General features: G+C 63.0%; 16 protein-coding genes. 11 read left to right on the top strand and 5 right to left on the bottom strand.

Annotated elements, in window-relative coordinates; genetic code table 11:
• Positions 1-62: 62 nt before the first annotated feature.
• From phbB to IGS55_RS11415, 4 genes are all read right to left on the bottom strand, one after another.
• Positions 63-803, bottom strand: coding sequence for an acetoacetyl-CoA reductase (phbB, locus tag IGS55_RS11430; RefSeq protein ID WP_034752894.1), 741 nt, complete (start codon positions 801-803; stop codon positions 63-65).
• 211 nt (positions 804-1,014) lie between these two features.
• The gene (locus tag IGS55_RS11425; RefSeq protein WP_099401162.1) at positions 1,015-2,193 is read right to left on the bottom strand and encodes an acetyl-CoA C-acetyltransferase; all 1,179 of its coding nucleotides are present in this window, start codon (positions 2,191-2,193) and stop codon (positions 1,015-1,017) included.
• A gap of 213 nt (positions 2,194-2,406) precedes the next feature.
• On the bottom strand, positions 2,407-2,892 hold the full coding sequence (locus IGS55_RS11420) for a phasin family protein (RefSeq protein WP_230516962.1): 486 nt from the start codon (positions 2,890-2,892) through the stop codon (positions 2,407-2,409).
• Positions 2,893-3,021: 129 nt separating this feature from the next.
• Positions 3,022-3,930, bottom strand: a complete 909-nt coding sequence (locus IGS55_RS11415) for a LysR family transcriptional regulator (RefSeq protein WP_139091345.1) — start codon at positions 3,928-3,930, stop codon at positions 3,022-3,024.
• A gap of 118 nt (positions 3,931-4,048) precedes the next feature.
• On the opposite strand from IGS55_RS11415, the gene metE reads away from it, so the two are divergent.
• The 4 genes from metE (at position 4,049) to minE (ending at position 8,441) form a co-directional block, all read left to right on the top strand.
• The gene (metE, locus tag IGS55_RS11410; protein ID WP_230516961.1) at positions 4,049-6,361 is read left to right on the top strand and encodes a 5-methyltetrahydropteroyltriglutamate--homocysteine S-methyltransferase; all 2,313 of its coding nucleotides are present in this window, start codon (positions 4,049-4,051) and stop codon (positions 6,359-6,361) included.
• Positions 6,362-6,585: 224 nt separating this feature from the next.
• Positions 6,586-7,335 carry a septum site-determining protein MinC gene (minC, locus tag IGS55_RS11405; protein WP_086137425.1) on the top strand — a complete coding sequence of 250 codons (750 nt, stop codon included), beginning with the start codon at positions 6,586-6,588 and terminating at the stop codon, positions 7,333-7,335.
• A gap of 37 nt (positions 7,336-7,372) precedes the next feature.
• A complete protein-coding gene (minD, locus tag IGS55_RS11400; protein ID WP_034752889.1) occupies positions 7,373-8,188 on the top strand; it encodes a septum site-determining protein MinD in 816 nt (271 codons plus the stop codon).
• Position 8,189: 1 nt separating this feature from the next.
• Positions 8,190-8,441, top strand: a complete 252-nt coding sequence (gene minE, locus IGS55_RS11395; protein WP_034752886.1) for a cell division topological specificity factor MinE — start codon at positions 8,190-8,192, stop codon at positions 8,439-8,441.
• Positions 8,442-8,444: 3 nt separating this feature from the next.
• Here minE and IGS55_RS11390 read toward each other — a convergent pair whose 3' ends face one another.
• On the bottom strand, positions 8,445-8,948 hold the full coding sequence (locus tag IGS55_RS11390; RefSeq protein ID WP_230516960.1) for a YcjF family protein: 504 nt from the start codon (positions 8,946-8,948) through the stop codon (positions 8,445-8,447).
• A 168-nt stretch (positions 8,949-9,116) separates the two neighbouring features.
• Between IGS55_RS11390 and IGS55_RS11385 the strand changes: the two genes are divergently transcribed.
• The 7 genes from IGS55_RS11385 (at position 9,117) to IGS55_RS11355 (ending at position 16,654) form a co-directional block, all read left to right on the top strand.
• Entirely contained in the window at positions 9,117-9,806 is a 690-nt protein-coding gene (locus IGS55_RS11385; protein WP_046681910.1) for a response regulator transcription factor, read from the top strand.
• Positions 9,807-9,887: 81 nt separating this feature from the next.
• Positions 9,888-11,162, top strand: a complete 1,275-nt coding sequence (gene hemA, locus IGS55_RS11380; RefSeq protein ID WP_034752880.1) for a glutamyl-tRNA reductase — start codon at positions 9,888-9,890, stop codon at positions 11,160-11,162.
• A gap of 86 nt (positions 11,163-11,248) precedes the next feature.
• A complete protein-coding gene (prfA, locus tag IGS55_RS11375) occupies positions 11,249-12,325 on the top strand; it encodes a peptide chain release factor 1 (protein WP_034752877.1) in 1,077 nt (358 codons plus the stop codon).
• 126 nt (positions 12,326-12,451) lie between these two features.
• The gene (locus IGS55_RS11370) at positions 12,452-12,922 is read left to right on the top strand and encodes a disulfide bond formation protein B (RefSeq protein WP_034753580.1); all 471 of its coding nucleotides are present in this window, start codon (positions 12,452-12,454) and stop codon (positions 12,920-12,922) included.
• A gap of 11 nt (positions 12,923-12,933) precedes the next feature.
• Complete coding sequence (gene prmC, locus IGS55_RS11365) at positions 12,934-13,764, top strand: peptide chain release factor N(5)-glutamine methyltransferase (protein WP_230516959.1); 831 nt, start codon at positions 12,934-12,936, stop codon at positions 13,762-13,764.
• 216 nt (positions 13,765-13,980) lie between these two features.
• Positions 13,981-15,582, top strand: coding sequence for a glutamate--cysteine ligase (gshA, locus tag IGS55_RS11360; RefSeq protein ID WP_230516958.1), 1,602 nt, complete (start codon positions 13,981-13,983; stop codon positions 15,580-15,582).
• A 28-nt stretch (positions 15,583-15,610) separates the two neighbouring features.
• A complete protein-coding gene (locus IGS55_RS11355) occupies positions 15,611-16,654 on the top strand; it encodes a histone deacetylase family protein (RefSeq protein WP_230516957.1) in 1,044 nt (347 codons plus the stop codon).
• The last annotated feature ends 99 nt before the right edge of the window (positions 16,655-16,753 follow it).

The following is a 16,753-nucleotide window of genomic DNA, read 5'->3' as shown; positions in this document are numbered from 1 at the left end:
TTTGGCTGGCAAGCATAAAAAAAGACAGCCGAAGCTGTCTCTCTGTTTTACCTCAACAACGATTACGACATGTGCTGGCCGCCGTTGATCGAGATGTTGGCGCCCGTGACGAACGCCGCTTCATCGGAAGCCAGGTAGGCCACCAGGCCGGCCACTTCTTCCGGCTTGCCCAGGCGCGCCATCGGAATTTGCGGGATGATTTTGCTGTCGAGCACTTCCTGCGGAATCGCCATGACCATCTTGGTGCCGATGTAGCCTGGCGAGATGGTGTTGACGGTGACGTTCTTGCGCGCCACTTCCAGCGCCAGCGACTTGGTGAAACCATGCATGCCGGCTTTCGCGGCCGAATAGTTGGTCTGGCCGAAGGCGCCCTTCTGGCCGTTGACGGACGAGATATTGATGATACGGCCCCAGCCGCGTTCCACCATGCCGTCGCAGACGGGCTTGGTCATGTTGAAGACGGAATCGAGGTTGGTGCTCATCACGGCATCCCAGTTCGGCTTGTCCATCTTCTTGAACGTCATGTCGCGCGTGATGCCGGCGTTATTCACCAGCACGTCGACAGGACCGATTTCCGCTTCCACGGCCGCCACGCAGGCAGCCGCCGAATCGTAGTCGGCCACGTCGCATGGATACGCCTTGAAGTCATAGCCCATGTCCTTCGTCGTCGCCAGCCATTCCGCGACCTTCGGATTGCCTGGGGAATATGTGGTCACCACGCGATAGCCGAGCGCCGCCAGCTTGAAACACACCGCTTCGCCCAGACCGCCCATGCCACCAGTTACCAATGCAACTCTTGCCATTTTCATCCCCTCAGTGTCGTTCTGTTGCTAAAAAGTTAATTATTTAAATAAGGCGATCCAAAAACACCGCATGATTGCGGCGTACCGCACCGTATCCAAGCGTAGCGAGCGGCGATGATTTGTGGCGAAGAAGCGCAACCGTGCTCTAGCACGGTGAGCATCGCAGGCCGCAAAGCGCGCCGCGCAGTAGCTTGGGTGCGGTGCCAGCTACTTAATCCCGTTCGATCGCGAGAGCCACGCCCATGCCGCCGCCGATGCACAGTGCCGCCAAGCCTTTCTTGGCGTCGCGGCGGATCATTTCGTGGATCAGGGTGACCAGGATGCGCGCGCCGGACGCGCCGATCGGGTGGCCGATGGCGATCGCGCCGCCGTTCACGTTGATCTTGCTGGTATCCCAGCCCATTTCCTTGTTGACGGCAATCGCTTGCGCGGCAAACGCTTCGTTGATTTCCATCAGGTCCAGCTCTTCATGCGTCCAGCCGGCTTTTTTCAGGCACAAGCGCGAGGCGGAGACGGGGCCCATGCCCATGACGGCCGGGTCCAGGCCCGAGGAGGCGTAAGCCTTGATGCGCGCCAGCGGCTTCAAGCCCAGTTCTTTCGCTTGCGAAGCGGACATCATGATCACGGCGGCGGCGCCGTCGTTCAGGCCCGACGCATTGCCGGCGGTAACAGTACCGTCCTTGGCGAACGCGGGGCGCAGGCCGGACAGCGATTCCAGGGTCGAACCGGGCTTGATGTATTCATCGCTGTCGAAGACGACGGTGCCTTTTTTGTTGGCGATTTCCAGCGGCAGGATTTCATCCTTGAACTTGCCCGCTTTTTGCGCCGCTTCCGCCTTCAGTTGCGACTGCAGCGCGAATTCATCCTGCTCGGCGCGCGTCACTTCGTATTTCTTGGCGACGTTTTCCGCCGTGATGCCCATGTGGTACTGGTTGTACACGTCCCACAGGCCGTCGACGATCATGGTGTCGATCATCTTGAAGTCGCCCATGCGGAAACCGTCGCGCGAGCCGTTCATCGCATGCGGCGACGCGCTCATGTTTTCCTGGCCGCCGGCGATGATGATGTTGGCGTCGCCGCACTTGATCGCTTGCGCCGCCAGGTGCGTGGCCTTCAGGCCGCTGCCGCACACCTTGTTGATGGTAAATGCCGGGATGGCGCTGGGCAGGCCAGCCTTGATGACGGCCTGGCGCGCGGCGTTCTGGCCGACGGCGGCCGTCAGCACCTGGCCCAGGATCGCTTCGCCGATCAGGTTCGGGTCGATGCCGGTTTGTGCCAGCAAGCCCTTGATTACATGCGCGCCCAGTTCGGACGCAGGAATCTTGGCCAGGCTGCCACCGAATTTGCCGACTGCGGTACGGCCGGCGGCCACGATTACGACATCATCCATTTATTTCTCCGATATGCAGGCCACGAAGGCCAAGGTCAAGGTGTTAATAGAATCCAATGAGAATCCGGGAAGACGCAGCAAGCTGCGTTTCATTCTAGCGCGGCATGCGCCGCAGTTCCAGCGCCGCACCGCAGGCGGCGGCGATGACAGCCTGCTTGCGGTACTGGCGGGCAGCCTGGCGCGGCGGATAGCCGCTGCCGGGCCGCAAAACGCTTACGCCTGGCGCGCAGGACGCGTGTTTTTATTTTTATCATACCCTTCATCGGCGCCGCCGAAAGCGGTTTTTAGAAAATTATTGAAGGGAATAATCAGGGGCACGGGGGTTTGCTTTACCACTTGCAACAGCTCGCCAAATTTTTGACGCGATGCAGCAAACTCACCCTTTGTCACAGTGTCGAATTTCTCCTGGGTTTCTTGAGCAACATCCTTTGCCTGGCGGCCATATGCACCGATGCGCTCGATGGCCAGTTGCGACTGCGTGCGCGACAGTTGCAGCAGCGCTTGCGGGTCCTTCACGGACAGCAGCTGATTGCCCGCCACCGTAGCGGCCGCCAACGCCGTGCGGGCCGCATCGAGCTGCAAGTCCAGCACGCTGGCGCCGCTGTCGACGGCGGCCTGGGCATACGCTTGCGCGCTGACCAATTGTGCTTCCACCACGGCCTTGCCGGCCAGTGCCCATTGTTCGGAAAATGAAAACATGTCGTTCCTCCCCAAAGAGTAGGCAGCGCCATGTTGCGCCGCACAGTGCTCAACTGTAAGCGGTGGTTCATTGCTAAACCTTGATATTTATCAAACATTCCTGTTGGTTTGTTTCCAACTCAACGTTGATCAGGACAACAACTTGATACCATCGAGCGAGGCCGCGCACTGCTCGCGTATCACGCTGACGAAATCGCGCACGTATGCCTTGTCCTGCAACTGCTCGGGCACGGACACGTACAAATCGCTCCACAGGCCATGCTCGCCCACCGGGCGCGCCACCACATAATCGTAATCGACGTAATTCTTGATGGCCCAGTTCGGCAAGGCGGCAATGCCGCGCCGGCTCGCCACCAGCTGCAGCACGGCGACCGTCAATTCGGCCGTGCGGCGCTCAAACTGGATGCCGGCCGGCTTGAGCACTTCGCGGATCAGATCGATGCGTTCTTCCGGCACGGGATAGGTAATCAAGGTCTCGCCCGTAAAGTCGGCCGCCGCCAGCCGGCGCTGCGCCTGCAGCCGGTGCTTCTGCGCCATCACCACCAGCATTTCAAAGCGGAACAGGGGAAACACGGTGAAATCGGGGCCGTACGGCGAGCCAATCACCAGGTCCGCCTCGCCCGAGCGCAGCAAGTCGGCCGGTTCGCTGTGAAAGCCGGAGACAAGATCGATCTCCACTTCCGGCCAGCGCTGGCGGAACGCATCCATCACGGGCATGAGCCAGTCGAAACAGGTATGGCATTCGAGCGCCACGCGTAACTGTCCCTGGTCGCCCTGCGACAGGCGCGCCACGTCGCGCTCGGCCAGCTCGATCTCGGGCAGCAGCTTGTCGGCCAGCTCCAGCAGCCGGCTGCCGGTGGCCGTAAACGCGATCGGCATCGACTTGCGCTCGAACAGGGGCGCCTTGTAGCGCTCTTCGAGCAAACGGATCTGGTGCGACAGGGCCGACTGGGTCAGGTTGAGCAGCTGCGCGGCGCGCACCAGGCTGCCGGACGAACGCAGGGCACTCAGGGTGCGCAGGTGGCGAATTTCTAGCATCGGGAAATTGGTGGCTGTACGTGAATTATTTTCATGTTATTCGTCAAAATGTTTCGTTTTGATTATAGACCAAGTTGCCGCACACTCTAGCGCATTCACATTAAATCTCGATGACATCATGCGCATTCATACTCACATCCTTGGCTTTCCCCGTATCGGCGCCGCGCGCGAACTGAAACTGGCGCTGGAAAGCCACTGGCGCGGCGAGCTGTCCGAAACAGCGCTGGAAGCGACGGGCCGGCAATTGCGCGCGCGCCACTGGGCGCTGCAACGCGATGCAGGGCTCGACTACGTCACCGTGGGCGACTTCGCCTTTTACGACCAGGTGGCGAACCATATCGAGCTGCTGGGCTGCGAACCGCCCCGTTTCAGCTTTGCGCCAGAGCAGTCGCCGCTGTCGCGCTATTTCACGATGGCGCGCGGTGCAGAGACCGGCACGCATGCGGAGCACGCGGACTGCGGCCATGCACACGCCGCAGGCACCGCCGCGCTGGAAATGACCAAGTGGTTTGACACCAATTACCATTATCTGGTGCCCGAATTGTCGCCGCAGACCCGGTTTTCTCTCGCTTGCGAGCGCCTGCTGGCGGAAGTGGCCGAGGCGCAGGCGCTGGGCCACCAGGTCAAGGCGGCCCTGATCGGCCCCCTCACCTTCCTGTGGTTGGGCAAGGAAAAGACACACGGCTTCGACCGCCTCTCCCTGCTGGAACAATTGCTGCCCGTCTACGGCGCCCTGCTCGACCGCCTGAAACAGCAAGGCGTGGCGTGGGTGCAGGTCGACGAACCGATCCTGGGCCTGGACTTGCCCACCGCGTGGCGCAGCGCCTTCGAGAGCGCCTACTGGCAGCTGAACCAGGTAGGTATCAATATCCTGCTGGCCACGTATTTCTCGCCGCTGGAAGAAAACCTCAGCCTCGCCTGCCGCCTGCCCGTGGCCGGCCTGCACGTGGACGGCATCCGCGCGCCGCATGAACTGATCAGCGTGACAGATTGGCTGCCCGCGCATAAAGTCTTGTCGATAGGCATCGTCGACGGGCGCAACATCTGGCGCACCGACCTTGACGCGGCCCTGGCCGTGCTGCAGCCGCTGATGGCCAAGCGCAATGACCAGCTGTGGCTGGCGCCGTCGTGCTCCTTGCTGCACGTGCCGTTCAGTCTGGAAGCGGAAACAGAGCTCGACGGTGAAATCCGGACCTGGCTGGCGTTTGCCACGGAAAAACTGGCGGAAATTGCGCTGCTGAAGGACGCGCTGACGGGCCATTCCGATGAGGCCGCACTGGCCGTGTCGCGCCTGGCCATTGCCAGCCGCCGCGCCAGCGCCCGCGTGCACCGTTCATCGGTGACGCAGCGCCTGCAAGCGCTGACGCCCACCGTGGACCGCCGCGATTCCAGCTTCCCGCTGCGCCAGGCAGTGCAGCGTGCGCGTTTCCAGCTGCCCGACTTCCCGACGACGACCATCGGCTCCTTCCCGCAAACGACGGCCATCCGCGCCGCCCGCGCGAGTTTCAAGCGGGGAGAACTGGCCATCGCCGATTACGAACAGCAGATGCGCGCCGAAATCGCCCACGCCGTGGGCCGCCAGGAAGCGCTGGGCCTGGACGTGCTCGTGCATGGCGAAGCGGAACGCAACGACATGGTCGAATACTTCGGCGAGCAGCTGGACGGTTTTGTCTTCACGCGCCACGGCTGGGTGCAATCGTACGGTTCGCGCTGCGTCAAGCCACCCGTCATCTACGGCGACGTGCAGCGCCCGGCCGCCATGACGGTGGCCTGGACGGTGCACGCGCAAAGCCTGACGCATAAACCGGTGAAGGGTATGCTGACGGGTCCGGTGACGATCTTGCAATGGTCGTTCGTGCGCGACGACCAGCCGCGCGCCACCACGGCGCTGCAACTCGCCCTGGCCATCCGCGACGAGGTGGCCGACCTGGAAACGGCCGGCATCGGCATCATCCAGATCGACGAGCCGGCCATCCGCGAAGGCTTGCCGCTGCGCCGCGGCCAGTGGGATACTTACCTGGCCTGGGCCACGCGCGCCTTCCGCATCGCCGCCTCCGTCGTCAGCGACGCGACGCAGATCCACACGCACATGTGTTATGCCGAGTTCAACGACATCCTGCCGCAGATCGCCGCCATGGATGCCGACGTCATCACGATAGAGACGAGCCGCTCGGACATGGAGTTGCTGACGGGCTTTGGCCAATTTCAATATCCGAACGAAATCGGCCCCGGCGTGTACGACATCCACTCGCCGCGCATCCCCTCGACACCCGACATGGTGGCATTGCTGCAAAAAGCCAGCGCCGTGATTCCACCGGCCCATTTATGGGTCAACCCGGACTGCGGCCTCAAAACGCGGGGCTGGGGGGAAACGGAGGCGGCTTTAAAGAATATGGTCGCGGCGGCGCGGCAGATGCGCGCGGCGGCATGACATAAGCCGACCCAGGCCGCATGCAGGGCTGCTTTCAGGGCGGCGCACCGGTTTTCCGGGGCGCCGTCCGTTTTTTTTGACATGAAGTAGGTGTTGCCCTGCGGAATAGCATGCGCCAGGCCCCTGACGCCGATTTTTTTGCAGTAGAATGCAAGAAATTTACTGCTCCCATTGTTGCCGTACGAAACATCTGGCCTGCCGCAGTTTCACTTTGATAAATGTTTATGTCCAAAAGCCCGTCGCAGAAGCCTATCGAAATCAAGATTTCCACCGTCGTTGCTGTCTCCGCCATCATGCATAGCGCCGATACGCAGGCCCTCGATGCCGCCTTGCGCGACATGACGGGAGGCGTGGCCGACTTTTTCGAGGACGACCTGGCCGTGCTGGACGTGGCCGCATTGCCGCCCGGCAGCGTGCCCATCGACTGGGCCGCCCTGGTGGCCCTGCTGAAAAAATACCGTTTGAATGCCGTGGCCGTGCGCAATGCGCCGGCCGACATGCATGACGCCATCCTGGCGCAAGGCTTGAGCCTCGACAGCGGCAAGACGCGCGACGATGCGCCGCCCAAGGATGGCCCCAAGGATACGCCCACGGCGGCGGCCCAGTCGGGCGCCGATGCCCAAGTGATGGTGATCGATACGCCCGTGCGGGCCGGCCAGCGCATTTATGCGCGCGGCTGCGACCTGATCATCACCGCCGTCGTCAACAATGGCGCCGAAATCATCGCCGACGGCAGCATCCACGTATATTCCTCGCTGTACGGCCGCGCGCTGGCCGGCGCCTCGGGCAATCCCCAGGCGCGCATCTTCGCGCTGGCGATGGAACCGGAACTGGTCTCGATCGCCGGCGTGTACCGCACGTTCGAGGATGGTTTCCCTGCGGAAATGGCGCGCGGACCCGCGCAAATTCGTTTGGCTGGAGACAGAATCGATATACACTCTGTCAATCCGGTCACTCCCGTGAACCGCTCTTAAGCTGCACAATTCAAGAGATATCTGAAAAGGATTATTTGTGGCAAGAATTATTGTTGTGACGTCCGGCAAGGGCGGTGTCGGCAAGACGACCTCTAGCGCCAGTTTTTCCACTGGCCTGGCCATGCGCGGCCACAAGACAGCCGTGCTCGACTTCGACGTGGGCCTGCGTAACCTCGACCTGATCATGGGTTGCGAGCGCCGCGTCGTCTACGACCTGATCAATGTGATCAATAAAGAGGCCACCCTGAACCAGGCCCTGATCAAGGACAAGCACTGCGACAACCTGTTCATCCTGCCCGCGTCGCAAACGCGCGACAAGGATGCCTTGTCGGAAGAAGGCGTGGAACGCGTGTTGAACGACCTGATCAACATGGGTTTCGAGTTCATCATCTGCGATTCGCCGGCCGGCATCGAGCATGGCGCGCTGATGGCGCTGACGTTCGCCGACGAAGCCATCATCGTCACCAATCCGGAAGTGTCGTCGGTGCGCGATTCGGACCGCATCCTCGGCATCCTGCAAGCCAAGTCGCGCCGCGCGCAGACGGGCGGCGAGCCGGTCAAGGAACATTTGCTGATCACCCGCTACTCGCCGAAACGCGTGGAATCGGATGAAATGCTGTCCTACCAGGACGTGCAGGAAATCCTGCGCATTCCGCTGGTGGGCATCATTCCGGAATCGGAGCAAGTGCTGGCCGCCTCGAACCAGGGCAATCCGGCCATCCATTTCACAGGCACGGACGTGGCGCAAGCCTATGAAGACGTGGTCTCGCGTTTCCTCGGCGAAGAAGTCGAGTTGCGCTTTACCAACTATGAAAAGCCTGGATTACTCCAGCGCATTTTTGGGGCGAAGTGATATGGCCTTGCTTTCTTTCCTCTTCCCCCCCAAGCCGAAGACGGCCACCGCGGCCAAGGAACGCCTGCAGATCATCATCGCCCGCGAACGCAGCGGACGCGATGGTCCCGACTTCCTGCCCGCCCTGCACAAGGAATTGATCGCCGTCATTTCCAAGTACACCAAGGTCAACGCCGACGACATCAAGATTTCGCTGGACCGCCAGGGTAACCTGGAGGTGCTCGACGTCAACGTGGTGCTGCCGGACGCGTAAGGTTTACTCCGGCCTGACCGTGAGCAATTCCTGCGCCACCGCGGCGCAGGCGTTCACGTGCTGGTTGCCGATCTGGCGGAACACGGCGTAGCCGATGGCTGCCGCCACCGCCTGGCCGGCGAACGGCACGAAGCGCGCCACCTGCTTGGTGGCAATCTTGACGCCACTGCGCTTGAGCAGGTGGAGGATCAGTTCGCGCGACACCAACTTTCCCACCAGCATGCCCCCCATGCCCACCGCCGCGCGGTAGGCCATCATCTTGAATTGCGGGTTCAGGCGCTCGATCTGCTCGGGCGTGAGGCCGAATTCGTGGTTGATATCGTTGATCAGCATGGAAAACAGGCCCACGTCGGACATCAGGTCGACGCCGGGAATGGGAATGGCCGAGGCGCCCGCCGACATCATGGCGCGCCGCTGCACCAGACGCCGGCAACGCTCGCGCACTTGCTCGATTTCCGCACGACTGGCCGGTATCAGTGTCCAATCGGTAGTGCTCTTGTCTGACATGGCCGCTTCTCCACAGTAGGGGGTAGATGAACAAGTGTAACGTAAAGGCTCTGCCCGCCGATTTCACTGGACACAGTTGCAATCTCTGTTATATTTCACTTGAGCATTCCTTAACATTACGATAAGCAGAGCAGACCGTCTGTTTGTTGCTACACACTCCAGCCAATTATGCGAATTGCCGTACTCGATAGCGACCATAGCCAGGCAGAGCTGATCTGCCAGGTGCTCACCGCCGCCGGCCACGCTTGCCACGAGTTTCAGAGTGGTAAGGAAATGCTGGGGCAACTGCGCAAGGACAGTTGCGACATGCTCATCCTCGACTGGCATGTGAGCGATCTGGACGGTGCGGAAGTCTTGCGCCGTGCCCGCGAAAAACTGGCGCCGAAGGCGCCCGTGTTGTTTATGACCAACAGTTCCGGCGAAGATGATGTAGTGGCGGGCATGACGGCCGGTGCCGACGACTACATGATCAAGCCCCTGCGGCGCAGCGAACTGACCTTGCGCACCCAGGCGCTGCTGCGCGTGGCGTACCCGGCCCAGAATGGCGCCGAATACTTGCAGTTCGGTCATTACACGTTTGAAACCCGCCCCGGCCGCCTGCTGCGCGATGGCGAAGTGCTGGACGTGACGCACAAGGAATTCGCCCTGGCGCTGCTGTTTTTCCGCAACCTGGGCCGTCCCCTGTCGCGCGCCTACATCCACGAAGCCGTGTGGCAGCGCGACACGGCCCTGCCCTCGCGCACCATGGATACCCACGTCTCGCGCGTGCGCAACAAGCTGCAGCTGAAACCCGAACATGGCTACAGGCTCGTGCCCGTCTACAGCTACGGTTATCGCCTGGAAAAACTGGGTGGCTGAACGGCGGCAAACGGCTGACCTGCTCAAAGCGCGGGCACAAAGCGCTATAATGTCGGCATAAGTCACCCCAACAGCCCTGAAATGCAACTGCTCGCCGTCGGCCTCAACCATACCACCGCCCCAGTGTCGCTTCGCGAACAGCTGGCGTTTGCGCCTGAGCACTTGGGTTCGGCGGTGATGGCGGCGCGCACCTGGTTCCAGCGCATCGACCTGCGCGACAACGACGAAGCGGCCATCCTGTCGACGTGCAACCGCACCGAGCTGTATGCGGCCAGCCACGTGCCCAATCCGCTCGACGCGGGCGCGCATTTCCTGGCCGACTACCACCAGCTCAACTACAGCGAGCTGCGCCCCCACTTGTATATGCTGCCGCAGCACGATGCCGTGCGCCACACCTTCCGCGTCGCCTCCGGGCTCGATTCGATGGTGCTGGGCGAAACCCAGATCCTCGGGCAGATCAAGGATGCGATCCGCACGGCCGACGAGGCGGGCGGCCTGGGCACGTATCTGCACCAGTTGTTTCAGCGCAGCTTTTCCGTGGCCAAGGAAGTGCGCAGCAGCACGGAAATCGGCGCCCACAGCGTGTCCATGGCCGCCGCCGCCGTGCGCCTGTCGCAGCGCATCTTCGACAAGATCGCCGAGCAGAACGTGCTGTTCATCGGCGCCGGCGAAATGATCGAACTGTGCGCCACGCACTTTGCGGCGCAAAACCCGAAAAGCATCACCATTGCCAACCGCACCATGGAACGGGGCGAGGAGCTGGCGCACCGCTTCAACGGCAAGGCCATCCGCCTGGCCGATTTGCCGGAGCAGCTGCACCAGTTCGACATCGTCATCTCGTGCACGGCGTCATCGTTGCCGCTGCTGGGCCTGGGCCTGGTCGAGCGCGCCATCAAGGCACGCCGCCACAAGCCCATGTTCATGGTCGACCTGGCCGTGCCGCGCGACATCGAAGCGGAAGTGGGCCGTTTGAACGACGTTTTCCTGTACACGGTCGACGACCTGGGCAAGGTCGTGCAGACGGGCCTGGAAAGCCGGCAAGCGGCCGTGGCGCAAGCCGAAGCCATCATCGAGACGCGCGTGCAATCGTTCATGAGCTGGGTCGACGACCGCGCCATGGTGCCCGTCATCCAGCATTTGCATGAAAACAGCGAATCGTTGCGCCTGATGGAAGTGGAACGGGCGCGCAAGATGCTGGCCAAGGGCGCCGACATCGATGCCGTCCTCGAAGCGCTGTCGAAAGGCTTGACGGCCAAGTTCCTGCACGGCCCGCAGCAGGCGCTGCACCACGCGCAAGGCGACGAGCGCAAGCAGCTGGTCACCCTGCTGCCGAAACTGTTCCGCCCCCGCCGTTAGCGCAGCCCCGCTGGCCGCCCGCGCGCGGCCCCCCTGCCTGCCTGCCGGGCCCGCACCATCCCTACACTCTTTTACCGCGAATCGCTATGAAACCATCCATGCTGGCCAAACTCGATCAACTGGCGAACCGCCTGGTCGAACTCGACGAACTGCTGATGCATCCGGACGCCACGTCGAACATGGACAGCTACCGCAAGATGACGCGCGAGCACGCCGAACTGGGCCCGCTGGTGGCCCTGTACCGTTCCTACCAGGAAGCGGGCAACGATATTACGACGGCGCAAGAAATGCTCGGCGATCCGGACATGAAGGAATTCGCCCAGGAAGAAATCGAGGCGGCGAAAACCACCATGGCGCGGCTCGAGCGCGAACTGCAGACCATGCTGCTGCCGAAGGACGTCAATGACGAGCGCAACATCTTCCTGGAAATTCGCGCGGGCACGGGCGGCGACGAATCGGCCCTGTTCGCGGGCGACCTGCTGCGCATGTACACGCGCTTTGCCGAGCGCAACCGCTGGCAGGTGGAACTCGTGTCCTCGTCCGATTCCGACCTGGGCGGCTACCGCGAAGTGATCGTGCGCGTGGTGGGCAACGGCGCGTATTCGAAGCTGAAATTCGAATCGGGCGGCCACCGCGTGCAGCGCGTGCCGGCCACGGAAACGCAGGGCCGCATCCACACCTCGGCCTGCACGGTGGCCGTGATGCCGGAAGCCGATGAAGTCGAAGACGTCAACATCAACCCGGCCGACTTGCGCATCGACACCTACCGCGCCTCGGGCGCGGGCGGACAGCACATCAACAAGACGGATTCCGCCGTGCGCATCACTCACTTGCCGACCGGCATCGTGGTCGAATGCCAGGATGACCGCAGCCAGCACAAGAACAAGGCGCAAGCGATGAAAGTGCTGGCCGCGCGCATCAAGGACGTGCAGCTGCGCGAACAGCAGTCGAAGGAAGCGGCCACGCGCAAGAGCCTGATCGGCTCGGGCGACCGCAGCGAGCGCATCCGCACCTATAATTTCCCGCAAGGCCGCCTGACGGACCACCGCATCAATCTGACCTTGTACAAGCTCGACTTCATCATGGACGGGGATTTGACGGAGCTGACGAATGCGCTGGCGGCAGAGCATCAGGCGGAGCTGCTGGCTGCTTTAGGCGACTAAACGCTGGCGCCGTTGTGTCGGCTTACGCTGCGCTAAGCCGACAGCTTTAAGTAGCGGCTAAGCAATAAAAATCGGCCCTTGTGCGAAAATGACCAGCTCGATTCCATCCACCTCACCGTGTCGCCCATGAAAAATTCACGCACCGTCCTCCTGTTGACCGCCGCCCTGTGTTTCCTGATGCTGGGCGTGGCCATGTATTTGCAGCATGCCATGAACATGGCGCCGTGTCCGCTGTGCGTGATCCAGCGCTACCTGTTCCTCGCCATCGGCATCGCCTGCCTGGCCGGCGCGGTGGCCAACCGGCCGAAAATCGGCGCCAGCGTCGGCCTGTTGGCGGCCCTGGGCGGCCTGGGCGTGGGCGCCAAGCATTTGTACGTGCTGGCCAACCCCGGCTTCTCGTGCGGCATCGATCCGGTGGAAACGGCGCTGAACAAGGTCTTCACGGCCGAACTCATGCCCTTCATGTTTGAATCGTACGGCGCCTGCGAAAGCGCCGGCGAGCCGTTTTTCGGCCTGTCGATCCCGCAATGGGCCTTCGCCTGGTTCGCCATCTTCGCCATCGCCATGCTGTGGACCTTGCTGCGCCGTCAGAAATAATTGAAAGCACCATGTCAGAAACCTTGATTCCCGCCGGCAGCACTGTCGGCGCCCTGCAAATCCGTCCGCTGCTCGATCCGCTCGACAACCGCATTTTGCTCGGCCACGCGCTGGGCCTGTCGCGCGTGAGCCTGATCACGCAATCGGAGCGCGTACTCACTCCCAACGAAACGGAACGGCTGTCCAGCTTGCTGGCGCGCCGCCTGCAGGGCGAGCCGATCGCCTACATCGTCGGCCAGCGCGAATTCTTCGGCTTGCCGTTTGCCGTCAGCGACGCCGTGCTGATTCCCCGACCCGACACGGAAGTGCTGGTGGAACTGGCGCTCGAGCGCCTGCCACCGGGCGGACGGGTGCTCGACATGGGCACGGGCAGCGGCGCCATCGCCGTCGCGCTCGCGCACACGCGGCCCGATGCCGTCGTCACGGCCCTGGACGTGAGCAGCGCGGCGCTGGCCGTGGCGCGCCGCAACGCCAGCGCCAACGGCGTCAACATCACTTTCATGGCCAGCGACTGGTTCGAAGCGCTGGGTACGGAAAAGTTTGACCTGATCGTCTCCAATCCCCCCTACATCGCCAGCGGCGACCGCCACCTTGCCGAAGGCGATCTGCGCTTCGAGCCGGCGGGCGCGCTGACCGACCATGCCGATGGCCTGTCGGCCCTGCGCACCATCGTCGCCGGCGCCGCGCGCCACCTGGCGACGGGCGCCTGGCTGCTGATGGAGCACGGCTACGACCAGGCGGCTTCCGTGCGCGGCTTGCTGGCCGACGCCGGCTACAACAAAGTGCAAAGCTGGCGCGACCTGGCCGGCATCGAACGGGTCAGCGGCGCCCGCCTGGGCTGACGGCTGCCACCTGCGCAAAGCTTGACCCGGCAGCGCGCCAGATCCCCCCGCAGTTTGTTAAACTATCAAGCGAATTCCTGACCGAAGCGCCGTCCCCGTTCTCCGGGACGGACGCTGGCGACGCGGCGTTTTTTGGGCCGGCGCCGACGCATTTGCCAAAATTCGGTTAATCTCAGCACAAATTATTTATATGCTGCACAAGAAAGGAAGCTCAAATTGCCCAACCTGTTGACTCGCCGCCTGGCATTGCTGACCGAAGATGCCAACCGCGCGCTGCTGGGCGGCTTGCGCGGCATCGAGCGTGAAACCCTGCGCGTCGACCACGCCGGCCATCTGGCTTCCACGCCCCATCCCGCCGCTCTGGGCTCGGCGCTGACGCACCCTGAAATCACCACCGACTACGCCGAAGCGCTGCTCGAATTCATCACCCCGGCCGAAGCCGACATCGGCATCACGCTCGACAAGCTCGACACCGTGCACCGCCACGCCTACAGCCGCCTCGGCGACGAGTTGCTGTGGAGCCAGTCGATGCCGTGCCAGCTGCCGCCCGAAGCGGAGATCGAGATCGCCAACTATGGCAGCTCGAACATGGGCATGCTCAAGCACGTCTACCGGCGCGGCCTGGCCTTGCGTTACGGCAAAGCCATGCAATGCATCGCCGGCATCCATTACAACTATTCGCTCGACGAGCAGCTGTGGCAAGTGCTGGCCAGCAATCCGGACACCAGCGCCAGCGCCACGCAGGCGGCAGCCACGCCGAAAGACGTGCAGTCGGAAAGCTATCTGGCGACGATCCGCAATTTCCGCCGCTACAGCTGGCTGCTGATGTACCTGTTCGGCGCCTCGCCGGCCCTGTCCGCCGGTTTCCTGCGCGGCCGCGCGCACAAGCTCGACACCTTGTCCGACGACACCCTGTTCCTGCCGTACGCCACCAGCCTGCGCATGAGCGACCTCGGCTACCAGAACGACGCCCAGTCGGGCCTGCGCCCGCACGAAAACAGCCTGGAAGACTACGTCAACGCGCTCACGCACGCCGTCAACGACCCGTATCCGCCGTACGAAGCGCTGGGAACAAAAAAAGATGGCGAGTGGATTCAGTTGTCCACCAACGTGCTGCAGATCGAAAATGAATACTATTCGACCATCCGTCCGAAACGCGTGATCCGCACGGGCGAGCGCCCGATCCAGGCCCTGTGCCTGCGCGGCGTGCAATACATCGAAGTGCGCTGCATGGACGTCGACCCGTTCGAACCGGTCGGCATCAGCCTGGAAACGGGCCGCTTCCTCGACGCCTTCCTGCTGTTCTGCGCGCTCGACGACAGCGGTCCCATTTCGGCCGAGCAAAGCGCCTGCTACACGAACAATTTCGCGCGCACCGTCAAGGAAGGCCGCAAGCCGGGCCTGACCCTGCGCCGCGATGGCGAGGACATCGGCTTGCAGGCGTGGGGCGAGGAATTGCTGGCGCGTATCGCACCCGTGGCAGCCTTGCTCGACGCGCGCCATGGCGGCACGCAGCACGCGGACAGCCTTGCGGCGCAAGCCGTCAAACTGGCCAACCCCGATGCGACGCCGTCGGCGAAGGTCTTGGCCGAGCTGCGCGCCAACGGCGGCTCGTTTGCCGCCTTCGGCCTGCGGCAAAGCGAACGCCATGCGGCGTTTTTCCGCGCGCATCCGCCCACACCCGAGCAAAGTGCGTATTTCGACGCGATGGCCGCCAGTTCGCTCGCCGAGCAGCGCGCCATGGAAGCGGCGCCCGCCGGCAGCTTCGACGATTTCGTCGCCGCCTACCGCGCCAGCACCCTGTGCTCGCACACCTGATCCTGCCTGACTTGCTGCCTGGCGCCCCATGCTGACTTTCTACAATGAATTGCACGGCCAGCACCGGGGCCGCTTCGAGATGTTTCGCGGCGCCATGGTGCCCTGCTTCGAGACGCCCGAACGGGCCGACATGGTGGTGGCCGAGCTGGGGCGGCGCAACCTGGGCCGCATCGTCACGCCGCATGGCGTGCCGCTGACGTCGCTCGAGCGCATCCACACGCCCCGTTACCTGCATTTTTTGCGCCACGCCTGGCACGACTGGCTGGCGCTCGACCCCGACAACGCGGGCAAGGATGCGCTGCCTTCCGTGTGGCCCGTGCGCACCTTGCGCAGCGATATCGAACCGGACGACTTCACGGCCAAGCTGGGCCTGTACTCGATGGACAACGGCACGCCGCTGACGGCCGGCACATGGACGGCGGCCAAGACGGGTGCCGACTGCGCCGTCAACGCGGCCCACGCGCTGCGCCTGGGCGAACGGGCCACGTTCGCCCTCACGCGCCCGCCGGGACACCACGCGGGCAGCGACTTTTTTGGCGGCTACTGTTTTCTCAATAACGCGGCCCTGGCCGCGCAACATCTGCTCGACGATGGCGCCCGCAAGGTCGCCATCCTCGATATCGACTACCACCACGGCAACGGCACCCAGAGCATCTTTTATGCGCGCGACGACGTACTGTTCGCCTCCATCCACGCCGACCCGCGCAGCGAATACCCGTTTTACCTGGGCCACGCCGACGAAACGGGCAGCGGCGTAGGCACCGGCTACAACGTCAACCTGCCGCTGCCGGCCGACAGCACCACGGCCAGCTGGTTCGCGGCGCTGGAAACGGCCTGCCTGCGCATCAATATGTACGCGCCCGACGCGCTGGTGGTGTCGCTCGGTGTCGACACCTTCGCCGGCGACCCGCTGTCGCAGTTCGCCCTGCAAAGCGGCGACTACCTGCGCGTGGGCGAACGCCTCGCGCATTTGAACCTGCCCACCGCCTTCATCCTCGAAGGCGGCTATGCGGTCAAGGAAATCGGCATCAATGTGGTGAACGTGCTGGAAGGTTTCGAGACGGCGGAGTAACTAGCGGAGCTAGTGGGGTCAGACCCGAGTGAGTGCTGGGGTCAGACCCCCGTCCATGTTGACGCTGAACTTGGCGTTAGCGGTGTTGAGGGTCTGACC

The organism is Janthinobacterium sp. EB271-G4-3-2 (assembly GCF_020858035.1).
Taxonomy (GTDB): Bacteria; Pseudomonadota; Gammaproteobacteria; order Burkholderiales; family Burkholderiaceae_D; genus Janthinobacterium; species Janthinobacterium aestuarii.
This window is presented reverse-complemented; position numbering and strand designations above follow the sequence as displayed.

Bases quoted from the DNA above. Each gene is read 5' to 3' on its own strand.
- phbB (WP_034752894.1), bottom strand. From the start codon at position 803: ATGGCAAGAGTTGCATTGGTAACTGGTGGCATGGGCGGTCTGGGCGAA.
- IGS55_RS11425 (WP_099401162.1), bottom strand. From the start codon at position 2,193: ATGGATGATGTCGTAATCGTGGCCGCCGGCCGTACCGCAGTCGGCAAA.
- IGS55_RS11420 (WP_230516962.1), bottom strand. From the start codon at position 2,892: ATGTTTTCATTTTCCGAACAATGGGCACTGGCCGGCAAGGCCGTGGTG.
- IGS55_RS11415 (WP_139091345.1), bottom strand. From the start codon at position 3,930: ATGCTAGAAATTCGCCACCTGCGCACCCTGAGTGCCCTGCGTTCGTCC.
- metE (WP_230516961.1), top strand. From the start codon at position 4,049: ATGCGCATTCATACTCACATCCTTGGCTTTCCCCGTATCGGCGCCGCG.
- minC (WP_086137425.1), top strand. From the start codon at position 6,586: ATGTCCAAAAGCCCGTCGCAGAAGCCTATCGAAATCAAGATTTCCACC.
- minE (WP_034752886.1), top strand. From the start codon at position 8,190: ATGGCCTTGCTTTCTTTCCTCTTCCCCCCCAAGCCGAAGACGGCCACC.
- IGS55_RS11390 (WP_230516960.1), bottom strand. From the start codon at position 8,948: ATGTCAGACAAGAGCACTACCGATTGGACACTGATACCGGCCAGTCGT.
- IGS55_RS11385 (WP_046681910.1), top strand. From the start codon at position 9,117: ATGCGAATTGCCGTACTCGATAGCGACCATAGCCAGGCAGAGCTGATC.
- hemA (WP_034752880.1), top strand. From the start codon at position 9,888: ATGCAACTGCTCGCCGTCGGCCTCAACCATACCACCGCCCCAGTGTCG.
- prfA (WP_034752877.1), top strand. From the start codon at position 11,249: ATGAAACCATCCATGCTGGCCAAACTCGATCAACTGGCGAACCGCCTG.
- IGS55_RS11370 (WP_034753580.1), top strand. From the start codon at position 12,452: ATGAAAAATTCACGCACCGTCCTCCTGTTGACCGCCGCCCTGTGTTTC.
- prmC (WP_230516959.1), top strand. From the start codon at position 12,934: ATGTCAGAAACCTTGATTCCCGCCGGCAGCACTGTCGGCGCCCTGCAA.
- IGS55_RS11355 (WP_230516957.1), top strand. From the start codon at position 15,611: ATGCTGACTTTCTACAATGAATTGCACGGCCAGCACCGGGGCCGCTTC.